General features: G+C 57.2%; 13 protein-coding genes. 4 read left to right on the top strand and 9 right to left on the bottom strand.

Annotation, left to right across the window (positions count from 1 at the left end; all coding sequences use genetic code 11):
• Positions 1–149: 149 nt before the first annotated feature.
• The 9 genes from rsmG to rpmH all read right to left on the bottom strand — a co-directional run bounded on the left by rsmG (position 150) and on the right by rpmH (position 7,987).
• Positions 150–863 (bottom strand): 16S rRNA (guanine(527)-N(7))-methyltransferase RsmG, encoded by a 714-nt coding sequence (gene rsmG / locus EFB11_RS14765; RefSeq protein ID WP_122791018.1) that lies wholly within the window; start codon positions 861–863, stop codon positions 150–152.
• Complete coding sequence (gene mnmG, locus EFB11_RS14770) at positions 860–2,740, bottom strand: tRNA uridine-5-carboxymethylaminomethyl(34) synthesis enzyme MnmG (protein ID WP_122791020.1); 1,881 nt, start codon at positions 2,738–2,740, stop codon at positions 860–862. Before mnmG ends, rsmG begins: the two co-directional genes overlap by 4 nt.
• A 315-nt stretch (positions 2,741–3,055) precedes the next feature.
• On the bottom strand, positions 3,056–4,414 hold the full coding sequence (gene mnmE, locus EFB11_RS14775) for a tRNA uridine-5-carboxymethylaminomethyl(34) synthesis GTPase MnmE (protein WP_122791022.1): 1,359 nt from the start codon (positions 4,412–4,414) through the stop codon (positions 3,056–3,058).
• 17 nt (positions 4,415–4,431) lie between these two features.
• Positions 4,432–4,917: a GNAT family N-acetyltransferase gene (locus EFB11_RS14780; RefSeq protein WP_122791024.1), complete on the bottom strand. Its 486-nt coding sequence runs from the start codon at positions 4,915–4,917 to the stop codon at positions 4,432–4,434.
• 67 nt (positions 4,918–4,984) lie between these two features.
• The gene (gene jag, locus EFB11_RS14785; RefSeq protein WP_122791026.1) at positions 4,985–6,004 is read right to left on the bottom strand and encodes an RNA-binding cell elongation regulator Jag/EloR; all 1,020 of its coding nucleotides are present in this window, start codon (positions 6,002–6,004) and stop codon (positions 4,985–4,987) included.
• Positions 6,005–6,925 (bottom strand): YidC/Oxa1 family membrane protein insertase, encoded by a 921-nt coding sequence (locus EFB11_RS14790; protein ID WP_122791028.1) that lies wholly within the window; start codon positions 6,923–6,925, stop codon positions 6,005–6,007.
• Between the two features lie 87 nt (positions 6,926–7,012).
• Positions 7,013–7,225 (bottom strand): membrane protein insertion efficiency factor YidD, encoded by a 213-nt coding sequence (gene yidD / locus EFB11_RS14795; RefSeq protein WP_206424195.1) that lies wholly within the window; start codon positions 7,223–7,225, stop codon positions 7,013–7,015.
• Positions 7,222–7,581: a ribonuclease P protein component gene (rnpA, locus tag EFB11_RS14800; protein ID WP_122791032.1), complete on the bottom strand. Its 360-nt coding sequence runs from the start codon at positions 7,579–7,581 to the stop codon at positions 7,222–7,224. The genes yidD and rnpA overlap by 4 nt, the downstream gene beginning before the upstream one ends.
• A 271-nt stretch (positions 7,582–7,852) precedes the next feature.
• Positions 7,853–7,987, bottom strand: a complete 135-nt coding sequence (gene rpmH / locus EFB11_RS14805; protein WP_122791034.1) for a 50S ribosomal protein L34 — start codon at positions 7,985–7,987, stop codon at positions 7,853–7,855.
• A 459-nt stretch (positions 7,988–8,446) separates the two neighbouring features.
• Here rpmH and dnaA point away from each other — a divergent pair, with 459 nt between their 5' ends.
• The 4 genes from dnaA to recF all read left to right on the top strand — a co-directional run bounded on the left by dnaA (position 8,447) and on the right by recF (position 12,779).
• A complete protein-coding gene (gene dnaA, locus EFB11_RS14810) occupies positions 8,447–9,742 on the top strand; it encodes a chromosomal replication initiator protein DnaA (RefSeq protein ID WP_122791036.1) in 1,296 nt (431 codons plus the stop codon).
• A 392-nt stretch (positions 9,743–10,134) separates the two neighbouring features.
• Positions 10,135–11,247 carry a DNA polymerase III subunit beta gene (dnaN, locus tag EFB11_RS14815; RefSeq protein WP_122791038.1) on the top strand — a complete coding sequence of 371 codons (1,113 nt, stop codon included), beginning with the start codon at positions 10,135–10,137 and terminating at the stop codon, positions 11,245–11,247.
• A gap of 13 nt (positions 11,248–11,260) precedes the next feature.
• Positions 11,261–11,470 (top strand): RNA-binding S4 domain-containing protein, encoded by a 210-nt coding sequence (locus tag EFB11_RS14820; RefSeq protein ID WP_122791040.1) that lies wholly within the window; start codon positions 11,261–11,263, stop codon positions 11,468–11,470.
• A 187-nt stretch (positions 11,471–11,657) separates the two neighbouring features.
• Positions 11,658–12,779 (top strand): DNA replication/repair protein RecF, encoded by a 1,122-nt coding sequence (gene recF / locus EFB11_RS14825; protein ID WP_122791042.1) that lies wholly within the window; start codon positions 11,658–11,660, stop codon positions 12,777–12,779.
• Positions 12,780–12,829 lie beyond the last annotated feature (50 nt).

Below are 12,829 nucleotides of genomic sequence, written 5' to 3' on the forward strand. Positions count from 1 at the left end.
AAAGTAAAGGGAAATCGACCGCGAGATAAGTATTTCCCCATGTGATTTCGACCGTTTTCCCGGTCAAATCCGTATTTCCGCCTATTTTCCGGCAAAAAATAACCCTCCGTAATCGCATTACGAAAGGTTATCAAAGGGCCGGTTTGGCATTATTTCCCGCCGAGCGGCTGGGCGCTGATCTTGGCAAACCGGCGGGGATATTTGGCCGGGGTATCCTCGGTTTTGCGGATCACAACCACGGCGCGCGGGATGCCACTCACCGGAACGGTGTAATGCTCGATCGCGGCCGGAGCGCCGCCCAGAATGCGAATCGCCTCGCCTGCGGCGGCGACCTCGTCCTCGCACTGCTCAGCCTTCATGGCATAGAACACCCCGCCCGTACGGACGAGCGGCAGGGTCAGCTCACTGAGCATGCTCAAACCCGCAACCGCGCGCGATACCGCGCCGTCAAACGCTGCGCGGTGCTCCTTAGCAAATTCCTCGGCGCGGGCATGCACGGCCGTCACATTGCGAAGCCCCAGGGCTTCGATGGTTTCATTCAAAAAGTCGATGCGCTTGCGCAGCGCGTCCAGCAGCACAAACTGGGTATCCGGACACAAAATGGCGAGCGGCAGGCCGGGGAACCCGGCGCCCGTGCCGACATCGATCATCTTTTCCCCGGAAATCATGCGCGGCGCGAGCACGGCGCAGTCAAGGAAATGACGGGAAATGACCTCGTCCGGGTCGGTCACGGCGGTCAGGTTCATGACCTTATTCTTTTCCAGCAGCCGGTCGGAAAATTCCAAAAATTGGTCAACAGCCGAAGCCGGAATGTCCATCGGCAGGGCCTGTAAGCCCTGCTCCAAGCAGGCGCGTCCGGTCATTGTGCATCCCCCTTCCCGGTTTCCAGATAAATCATCAGCGCGGTCAAATCGGCCGGCGATACGCCCGAAATGCGTCCAGCCTGGCCCAGATTCACCGGACGAATCCGGTCCAGCTTTTGCCGGGCCTCGATGCGCAGCGAAGGCACTTCATTGTAATCAATATCCGCAGGCAGCGGTCGGGTTTCCATCTTGCGGAACTGCTCGACGTCCCGCAGCTGCCGTTTGATATAGCCGTCATACTTGACGCGGATTTCCACCTGCTCCCGAATAATCGCGGGCAGCGCCGGACGGTCGGGGTCAAAGGGCGCGAGGGCGTCATACCCGAGTTCGGGGCGGCGCAGCAGGTCGATGAGTTTGCAGCCCGATTTGAGGGGCGTGGAGTGCATGCTCTCCAAAAAGGCCTGCATGGCCTCGGTCGGGCCGACCGTGACCTTGCCCAGCCGGTCGATCTCCTGCTGGACGGTTTCATACTTGGCGCGTGTGCGCGCCAGCCGCTCCGGGCTGTTGAGCCCGACCCGCGCACCGATTTCGACCAGCCGCTCGTCGGCATTGTCCTGCCGCAGCAGCAGACGGTATTCCGACCGTGAGGTCATCATGCGGTAGGGCTCGTTCGTGCCGCGGGTGACCAGATCATCGACCAGCGTGCCGATGTAGCCGTCTGCCCGGTCGAGAATCATGGGCGGTTCGCCCTTGAGCTTGAGGGCGGCATTGATGCCCGCGACCAGCCCCTGCGCAGCCGCTTCCTCATAGCCGGACGAGCCGTTGAACTGCCCGGCGCCGTACAGGCCTTCGATCTTCTTGCATTCCAGGGTGGGCAGCAGTTCGGTCGGGTCAACGCAGTCGTATTCGATGGCGTATGCCGGGCGCATGACCTCGGCATGGGCAAATCCCGGCAGGGTACGCAGCATTTTGAGCTGCACTTCCTCGGGCATGGACGAGGAAAAGCCCTGGATGTACATTTCCTCGGTGTCCAGCCCCATGGGCTCAATGAACAGCTGATGGCGGGGCTTGTCGGCAAAACGCACGACCTTATCCTCGATGGATGGGCAATAACGTGGCCCGATGCCGTCAATCTTACCTGAAAACAGGGGTGACCGATCCAGATTATCGCGGATGACCTGATGAGTTTCGCTGTTGGTATAGGTCAAATGGCAGACCACCCGGTTGGGCGGCGCCTGCTCGGTTTCAAACGAGAAGGGGATGATGTCGCTCTCCCCTTCCTGCACTTCCAGGCCGGTGAAGTCGATGGAGCGGCGATTGACGCGCGGCGGCGTTCCGGTCTTGAAGCGCATGAGCGTCAGCCCCAAGTCGCGCAGGCAGGCGGTCAGCTTGGTGGCGGCAAACATGCCGTCCGGTCCGCCGTCGTGCATGTGTTCCCCGATGATGATGCGACCGCCCAGATAGGTGCCCGAGCAGATGATGGCCGCCCGGCAGGCATAACGCGCGCCGGTCGCGGTTTCGACCGCGCAGACCGCGCCGTCCTTGGTTTCGATGGACACGATCTCGGCCTGTTTGACCGACAGGTTTTCGGTCGTCTCCAGCTTGTGCTTCATATACTTACGGTAATCAACCCGGTCGGCCTGGGCGCGCAGCGAATGCACGGCCGGCCCCTTGCCCCGGTTGAGCATCCGGTACTGGATGCAGGCGGCATCGGCCGCTTTGGCCATTTCGCCGCCCAGGGCATCGATTTCCCGCACCAGATGGCCCTTTGCGGTGCCGCCAATGGCCGGATTGCACGGCATATTGCCGATTGCATCCAAGTTAATCGTAAAACAAACCACCCGCAGGCCCAGCCGTGCGCCAGCCAGCGCGGCTTCGATGCCCGCATGTCCGGCGCCGATGACGGCAATATCAAAACTTCCCGCGTCAAAAGACATTTTGGCAAACCTCCTTTTGTCAAAAATGCCGCAAGATCTGCCCGCGTTTTTGACTATTTGACAAATAAAAAATGCTTGACAGAGCTGTTGATAACTCTGTGTACACTTGGTATAACTCTGGGTAAATACTATACAAAACGTATTACCATTTTAAATTATACATTTTGTATACTAGTTATCCACCATTTCCAGCCTTTTACACAGACTTATCCACAATTTGTGGATAAGCTGTGCTTTTCACCCCCATCGGCTGGGGCCCGACTGCCACCCCTATTTGCTGGGGGTGTACAGCCGAAACCCATACAACATCTGGCCTTATTTGCCGACGCAGAACCGATGGAAGATATCCTGGATGATATCCTCACGCACATCCTGGCCGGTCAGCTCGCCCAGAGCGCCGATGGCGCTCTCAACATCGAGCAGCACCGCATCGGGCGTGACGCCCATTCGCACGGCCGAAAGCGCCTGCGCACAGCTTTCGGCGGCGCGCCGCAGCGCGTCGGCCTGCCGCGCGTTGGTGATGACTCCGCCGTCAAAGGCCGTGCCTTCCAGCCCAGCGCAGGCCAGCAGGGTTTCCCGCAGCTGTTCCAGCCCTTGGCCCTGCTTGGCGCTGATTTGAACCGTGTACGCAAACCCTTCCGGGATGTGGGGCGTTTGCGCCTTGTCGCATTTGTTCACGACCAGCACGGCGCGGGGCGCCTGCCGCGCCCGCTCGAGCGCAGCCTGGTCCTCATCGGTCAGCGGCACGCTGCCGTCCACGACGGCCAGTACCAGCCCGGCCTGTTCGGCCGCCCGGTGCGCCCGCTCGACGCCGATTTTTTCGACCGGGTCAGCCGTGTCGCGCAGACCGGCCGTATCCTGCAAGCGCAGGCACAGCGGGCCGATGCGCACAGTTTCCTCGATGGTGTCGCGGGTCGTGCCCGCAATATCGGTGACGATCGCCCGGTCAAAACCGACCAAGGAGTTCAAAAGCGTCGATTTACCCACATTAGGCCGCCCGACGATGGCGCAGGGCAAGCCCTCGCGCAGGATACGCCCGCGCTCGTAGGAGTCGCACAGGCCGTCCAGTTCGCGGGCGGTCTGTCCCAGAATCTCTTCGGCCTGGCTGATGAGAAACGGGTCAATATCCTCGTCCGGGTAATCGACCACGGCCAAAAATTGGGCGGCCAAACCAATCAGCCGCTGCCGCGCCTCGTGCATCCGGCCACCGACCGCGCCCGCGACCTGTCCGGCCGCGTTTTCGGCCGCTTCCAACGTGCGCGCGGCGATCAGATCCGCGACCGCTTCGGCCTCCATCAAATCCATCTTGCCGTTTAAAAAGGCCCGGCGGGTGAACTCGCCCGCCTCGGCCTGGCGCACGCCCTGGGCAAACAGGGCGCTCAGCGCCTCGCTCAGCACGGCGGGCGACCCGTGCACCTGAAGTTCGGCCATAGGTTCGCCGGTGTAGGTCTTATCCCCCGGAAAGCGGACGGCCATACACTGGTCGACCACCCGGCCATCGCGCGCGCGCAGCGCGCCGTAAATGAGCATCCGCGGCGGACAATCGGCAAACGGCTTACCCGATGCCGGGGCAAACACGGCATCGACCGCCTGGGCAGCCTGTTCGCCCGACAGACGGATGATGCCGATGGCGCCGCCGGGCGCGGTCGCAATCGCGGCAATGGTATCAAACACGGTCGTTCTCCCCTTTCTTACAGGGTATGATAGTACAGGAAGGTATCGCGGTAGGTGCCGTCCTTGGCCTGGAAGCCGCCGGGCACCATGCCGATGCGCTGGAAGCCCAGGGCCTCATACAGCCGGATGGCGCGTTCGTTGCCCTTGACGACCGCGTTGAAAATCAGAAGCCGGTAGCCCAAACGGGCAGCCTGCTGCATGCAGTCGCGCACCAGCTTTTCACCGATGTGCTGGCCGCGCAGGCTGGACGATACCGCATAGCTAGCGTTGCACTGGTGGCCGCACCGGCCGACGTTGTTCGGGTGCAGGATATACAGACCCACGACCTGACCATCCGCCCGGGCGACGCCGACAAAGTCCTGCTTTGCAAAGAATTCCTTGCCGCTTTCCAGCGTCAACGGTTCGCGCTGCGGAAAGGCTTCTCCTTCCTCCACCACTTCGTTCCATACCTCGATCATCCCGGCCAGATCGTCCGGCCGGTAGGCTTCTACCAAGATGTCCATCTTCCATTCCCTCCTGTCATGGAAAAAGGACGGGCGGGTCCATGCCCGCCCGTCCCGGCTTTTGCATTTACTTCATGTCAAAACCATCGCGCGGCTTGCCGTTATTACGCGGCTGGAAACCGCGGCGCGGCGGACGCACCGGGCCATCGGGCGCGATCACGACACGGCGGCCGGGTTCGGTGCCGGTCGAATAGGTGGTCACACCCCGGAAATCCTGGAGCGACGCATGGATGATGCGGCGTTCATAGGGATTCATGGGCTCGAGTGTCATAGCCTTGTGATACTTGGATACCTTGGCCGCCATCTTGCGGGCCAGACGTTCCAGGCTCTCCGCGCGCTTGGCGCGATAGTTTTCGGTATCGATGGTCAGGCGCAGATGCTCCTCGGAATTCTTGTTGAGCACCAGGCTGGTCAGGTACTGGATGGCGTCCAGCGTATCGCCGCGGCGGCCGATGACCGGACCCATATCCGGGCCAGCGATGTCGATGCGCACGTGGTCGGGTTCGCTGATGTCCAGCACAGTTGCCTTGCCCTGAATATCCATCTTTTCGAGCAGGCCGTCGATAAACTGTACGGCTTCACGGGCCGGCTGCGGAATTTTGTCCTCTTCCATCGGCACCGGATCGATATACGGCACGATCGGCGGATGGCTCGGACGCTCTTCGCGCGGTGCGCGGGGAGCGCGTTCAGCGCGCGGCGCACGGGGCTTGTCGGCCTTCTTTTCCTTCTTGACCGGAGCCCCTTCCCCCTTGGGCGCTGCCTTGACAAGATGGGGCGTGGTCAGACGCGGATCGTCGGGTGCCACATCGTGGAACACCGGACGGGTCTGGGCCGGCTTCTTTTCCGGCTCTTTTTCCTTTTCGGGCTCAGGCTGGGGCGCCGGTGCAGGAGCCGCTACCGGCTCTTCATCGGGCACTTCGTAGGTCACACGAATCTTGGCATCGGTTGCACCAATGCCGAGAAAGCCCTTTTTGCCATTGTCCAAAACTTCGACCGAAACGTCGTCCCGGTCCATATGAAGGAATTCCAGTGCTTTTTCAATCGCAATATCGCGGGTTGCACCGGTCATTTCAATGCTTTTCTGCATTTATGCTTCCCCCTTCTTTTTCTTCTTTTTCCCTGATTCGGGCTCGTCCTCATCGACCAAATGCCGTTTTCGGATGATCTTGGTCATGACAATTTCCTGGATGCAGGTGAAGATGTTGTTGAAAATCCAGTATACACCGATTGCGGCCGGGAACTGGAAGGCGAAATAAACGCTCATGAGCGGCATGAGATAAATCATCATCTTCATGCTGCCCTGTACCTGATTTTTCTGCATCCGCTGGAGGATCCAGGACGACAGGAAAGCCGACAGGCCGGACAAAATCGGGATGAGAACCAAAATGCTCAGGGACAGCGTGGGCTTGACCGACAGATCCAGACCAAAAAAGTTGAAGTTCATCGGCTGGAGCAAGTTTGCAATATTATCCGACAAGCTGGCGATCTCGGGGTCGAGTTTGCCGTTGTGGAAGAACTGGTTGCACGCCTGTGCGATCTGGGTCTGAACAGTGTAGGCATTCTGCTGCGTAATTTCAATACCGACTTTTTGCGCCAGCAGGTTGATATCCTCGCCCACATCGCCCGGCAGACCGCCGGACAGGCCCATCATAAAGTTCATGGGCTTCACAACCGCATAATACAGGCCCATCATAACGACCAGCGGAATGAACGTCGGCAGACAACCCGACATCGGGCTGACGCCTTCCTTTTCATACAGCTTGCTGATCTCCTCGTTCATCTTGACCTTATTGTTGGCGTATTTCTTCTGAATCTGCTGCATTTTCCCCTGCAAAGCAGACATACGCATCATATTCTTTTTGCCGTGGTAGGAGATCGGCAGGATGACCAGCTTGACGAGCAAGGCAAACAAAATAATTGCCAGACCGTAGGACTGCACTGCACCATAGATTACATTGAGCAGCATACCCAGCGGCCGGACAATAATGATACCAAAAATATCACCCATGTGTTACATTATCCTCCAAAATAAGAGTTGGCGTTTTCCGCCGCAGGCGGCGGACACTCCTTTTAGCCCCTCTTTCCCGGCTGCGGGTCAGGGGACCGGATCATAAACGTCGTGCTTGGAAAACGGATGGCACCGGCAGATCCGCTTGAACGCCAGCCATCCCCCTTTGAGCGCCCCATATTTTTCGATAGCCTCCACCGCATATTGCGAGCAGGTGGGGATATACCGGCAGCGGGGCGCGATGCCGGGCGAAATGTGCTTTTGATAAAAGTGGATCGCTGCTAAAAAAAAGCGTTTCACGCTTTTTCGCCTCCATTTTCCGGACGGACCAGACCAAGCTGCCGCATAGCGCGCAGCAGTTCCCGCTCGGTGCGGGCACAATTTATACCGACCATGCGCGTGCGGGCAACCAAAACGAAGTCATAGCCTGTCATGATCTCTTGTTCATGCAGACGATAAGCCTCCCGCAGCAGACGTTTGATGCGATTTCGCACCACGGCGCCGCCGAGTTTGGGGCTGACCGTTAGGCCGATGCGACTGACCGGACGGCGGTTTTTGAGCGCATAGACCACCAAAAACGGGGTCGCAGCCGATTTTCCGCGCCGGTACAGCCGACGGAATTCATAATTCTGTTTGATACGATAGGTGTGTTTCATACAACGCTCCTGTCAAAAATAAAGAGCGGAAAAGCCCGGCCTCTCGGATGGACTCCGGAGGGCCGGCTTTGGTATCGCAGGCACGATTCAGATGCTTTTTCCCTGCGATCTGCCCGGCGGGACAAAAAAATCCGCATTCCACCCCCGCCGAACCGAATCTTTCCTGGCAGACATGCGAAAGAGCTTTGAAAAAAGGGCCGCGAAAAACGACGGCCCTCATAAAAATTCCCGGCAAGAGCCGGAAAAGCGACGCAAAACGTCAAAAATCCCCTTAGTGGGTCAGGCGAGCGCGGCCCTTTGCGCGGCGGCGAGCCAGCACCTTGCGGCCGTTCGAGGTCGACATTCTCTTGCGGAAACCATGTTCCTTGCTGCGCTGACGCTTCTTCGGCTGGTAAGTTCTCAGCATCTCTCTAGCACCTCCTACTGCAATCTTATTCCGTGGGGCACCGGCACAGGTCCAAACTACCACATCTTGCGGCGGTTTCGACATATGTCGCTGCCTGTCCAATGCAATCTGAATCAGTATTTATTATAGGCACAAACCGCGGCCGCTGTCAAGTTTTTTTTCCTTCTCGCACCACCCTTTCGAAAAGCCTGCGTTTATGCACAGGGCTTGTGCGCCTTCAAAGGACGACTAGACCTCTTTTTTCTACGAAAACACCCGGGAAATCTCCTGTTTTTCGGGTTTTCTGCCCTTTTTGCATAAAATCAGCCGCAGTATCCAAAAAATCTGCCTTTCGTGTGTGATGTGTACATCCTGTGGAAAACTTCTCCGAAATGCGAATTTTCATTGAAAGCCCCTTGTGGATTGTGCTATTATTAGTATTGAGTAGCACTCGGTAAATGGAGGAGAGATGAAAGAAAAATGAACGGTCCTAACGACATTCTCAAAATGGCGCTTTCCTATATGGAAAAGACCATCAACCCGGTCACGCTGTCGGCCTGGTTCGACGACGCCGAGGTGGTCAGTTTTGCCGGCGACCGGCTGACGCTGCGCGCATCCGGCCAATTTAAAAAGGAGATCATCGAAAGCCGTTTTATGCAGCCGCTTTCCGACGCGCTGGCGCAGCTGTTGGGCGGCCCCATCCAGGTGTCCGTGATCGTGGGCGACGAAGTCCCCACCGAAAACACGCTGGTCGGCCTATCCTTCGACGATGAATATACCTTTGAACACTTTATCGTCGGTTCGTCCAACAAATTTGCCCATGCCGCCGCCATCGCGGTGGCCAACAGCCCGGCGGAAAACTACAATCCCCTGTTTATCTATGGTCAATCCGGTCTGGGCAAGACCCACTTGCTGCACGCAATCGGCAATGTCGTGCACCAAAACCATCCGAATTTCCGCATCATCTATGTCAAGGGCGAAGATTTCACCAACGAACTGGTCACCGCCATCCAGGAAGGCGACGTGCAGTCCTTCCGCGGCAAATACCGCATGGCAGATCTGCTCCTCATCGACGATATCCAGTTTATCGCCGGCAAAGAGCGTACGCAAGAGGAATTTTTCCATACCTTTAATGCCCTGTATGAATCGGGCAAGCAGCTGGTCCTGACTTCTGACCGGCCGCCCAAGGAGATGAACACCCTAGAAGACCGCATGAAGACCCGGTTCGAATGGGGCCTTCTGGCCGACATCCAGCCGCCCGACCTGGAAACCCGTCTGGCCATTATCAACGCCAAGGCATTAAAACTCGGGTTCGAACTGCCGCGCGACATCATGTACCAGATCGCGGAAAATCTGCAATCCAACGTCCGCCAGCTGGAAGGCACGGTCAAAAAGATCAAGGCCAAACACGAACTCAACGGCGAACCAATCTCGGCCGAACTGGTGGATACGGTCATCGAAGAGGTCAAGTCCATCAATCCGGGCCTGAACCCCACCCCGGACATGATCCTCAAAACCGTGTCCAACTTCTATTCCATGCCGGTCGATCAGATTCTGGCCAACAAGCGCTCCAAAGATACCGTCCGTCCCCGGCAGATGGCCATGTATCTGGTGCGCAAGCTGACCAGCTATTCCCTGCCCGAAATCGGCAAGGTCTTTGGCCGCGACCATACGACGGTCATGCACGCGTGCAATAAGATCGAAGACGAACGCAAACTGAGCGCCGAGACCGACGACATCATCCGCACGCTGATCGAGAACATCCAAAACCTATAACGCCCCGCCGTCCTGCAAGTTTTCCTGCAAAAGAAGGCGAATGGGCGGTGGTTTTTGTCTACCCTTGACGTAACAAAACGTTCCCTCTTGGAATAAAACGAACGCACCCTCTGCACAAAGTTATCCACATTTCGCCTGTGGAATCCACAAGGATAACCTGGGGATGAAATTTCGGGTTTTTTCGTGCTCCTGTTTCATCCACTCCTATCCCCACGCGCTTGTGGACGAGCAAACGCCCGGCTCCCCTGCAAAAAAGTGAGTTTTCCACAGCTTCCACACTACTACTACTACTACTAAAATCCTATATTCTTTCTATAAGGGTCTTATTTCCCGGGAAAAGGGGCCTTCGCCATTTCCCGACCTGTGTAAACAAAGAAAGGAACAAAAACACCATGAAATTCTCCTGTGAAAAATCGACACTGCTCGACGCGATCAGCATTGCTTCCCGTGCGGTGTCTTCCAAATCTACCATTGCCCTACTCGAAGGTCTGCGGATTACAGCATCCAACCGTCTGACTTTGGCCGGTTATGATCTGTCCATGGGCATTCGCACCAGCATCGATGCCGATATTGTCGAAGCCGGCGAGATTGTTTTGAGCGCCAAACTGTTCGGCGACATCATCCGCAAGCTGCCCGACGATACGGTCTATGTGGAAACCGATGAAAAAATGCTCACAACCATCAAATGCGGTCGCGCGGTCTTTAATCTGGTCGCTTCGGCATCCGATGATTTCCCGCAGATGCCCGAAGTAGACTGCTCACGCGAGATCACCATTCCGCAAAAAACGCTCAAATCCATGATTGCCCAGACCATTTTTGCCGTTTCGGACAATGAAGCCAAGCCCATCCACACCGGCTGCCTGTTTGAAACCGAAGGAAACCGGCTGCATGTAGTCGCGGTCGATGGCTACCGCCTGTCGGTTCGCCGTGAAACCCTGGACCCGGCCCCGGAAATGGACCTCAAATTTGTCGTGCCCGGCTCGGCGCTGCGCGAAATCGAGCGCATTTTGGCCGATGATGCCGAAAAAACCGTATCGGTTTACCCGGATGAGAAGCATATTTTGTTCGAAATCGGCTCAACTGTCCTCATTACCCGCCTGATCGACGGCGAATTCCTCAATTATCGTTCGGCCATCCCCCACGATTTCAGCCATTCGGTGCCCATCGATGCGCGGGAAATGATCACCTGCATCGAACGTGTTTCGCTGATCGTGTCCGAAAAACTGAAAAATCCGGTCCGCATGACCTTTGACGGCCCGGTTGTCAAGATGAGTTGTATCACCGCGGTCGGCAAATCCTATGACGAATGCCCGCTGGGCGAGCCGGTCGAAGACCTGGAAATCGGATTCAATAACCGGTATTTGCTCGACGCGCTGCGCGCCTGCGGCGACGAACCGATCGTGATGCAGCTCAAAGGCGCGCTCAATCCGTTGGTGTTGCAGCCGGTCGAAGGCGATAAATTCACCTATCTGGTGCTGCCGGTCCGCTTGAAGTCGGGCGAATAAGGAGGATTTTTGCGTGGAAACCATTGCAATCACCGGAGAATTTATTAAACTCGATGCCCTTTTGAAGTTTGCCAATCTGGTTTCGTCGGGCGGCGAAGCCAAGCTCCGCATCGCGGGGGGCGAAGTGAAAGTAAACGGCGAAGTGTGCACCATGCGCGGAAAGAAGCTGCATCCGGGCGACCGGGTGGAGCTGGACGGCAATCTGGTGGAAATCGCCGAATAAATTGCAGGAAGGGCGCAAAACACCTGCAATGTTTCATGTGAAACGGGAAAAATCTGCCCGTGTGAAACACGAAAATTCAGATGGAAATGTCCGCAGTACAAGGACAGACGCAAACGCAGAATCACACGAAATGTGTAGTTCTGCGTTTGCTGTGTTGTGGGACACTGACCGGAATGGATGAATATTTATGAAAATAAACTGCATAAAATTACATGAATTTCGCAACTATGCGGACGCCAGTTTTTCGTTTGCGCCGGGGGTGAATGTCATCAGCGGCGATAATGCCCAGGGCAAAACCAATCTGCTCGAAGCCGCGGCAGCGCTTTCGACCATGCGGCTGTTCCGCACCGGCCAGAAAAAGGAAGGGCTGCGCTTCGGCCAGTCTGCGGGCAGTATTTTGGGCGAATTTGAAGCCGAGAACCGGGATTTCACGGTGGAAATCCGTCTATTTGCCAACAAGGCGGCCGAGGTCTGGCGGGGCGGCGTGCGCATGAAGCGGCAGGGCGACGCGCGCGGCATCCTCAAAACCGTGCTGTTCTGCCCGGACGACCTGTATCTCATCCGCGCCGGGGCGGCGGCCCGGCGGCGGTTTCTGGACGCCGCGCTGTGTCAGCTCCGGCCCAACTATGACAAGGTCCTGAGCGAATACGAAAAAGTCCTGGCCCATAAAAACCGCATTCTCAAAGACAGCGACGAAAAACCGGCGCTGCTCGACCTGTTGGACGATTTCTCGCTGCGGCTGGCCCATCTGGGGGCGATTCTCATCCGGTATCGGGCGTACTATATCCGTAAGCTGTCGGAGAAGGCCGCTGCGGTGCACAAGGAGGCTGCGCCGAGTGAAACCTTGGGTGCGGTGTATAAGACCGTGTCGGGCGTCCAGGACCCGTTTGCGAGCTATGCCGAAATCGAGCGCGATCTTATCGAGCACGTCATGAGCCACAAGAAATTCGAACTCGCAGCCGCAAGCTGCCTGTCCGGTCCGCACAAGGACGACCTCGATCTGACCATCAACGGGGTGTCGGCCTCGTCGTTCGGCTCGCAGGGGCAGGTGCGCACCTGCGCGCTCGCTTTGAAGCTTGCCGAGCGGGACATGTTCTTTGAGGACTGCGGGGAATATCCGGTGCTGCTACTCGACGACGTGCTTTCCGAACTCGACCGGCGGCGGCAGGATTTTGTGTTAAACCGCATCGACAAAGGTCAGGTCATCATCACCTGCTGTGAGGAGGATATTACCCGGAAAATCGAGGCCGGGAAGGTTTTCACCATCCAAAACGGGAGGATTTTGGCAGAAAGCGACCGCGCACAATAAGCAAGATGCTTTTTATACAGTTTTTCACTGGGTTTCAAGCGGGAATTAGT

It is taken from the genome of Intestinibacillus sp. Marseille-P6563 (assembly GCF_900604335.1).
In the GTDB taxonomy this organism is placed as follows: domain Bacteria; phylum Bacillota; class Clostridia; order Oscillospirales; family Butyricicoccaceae; genus Butyricicoccus_B.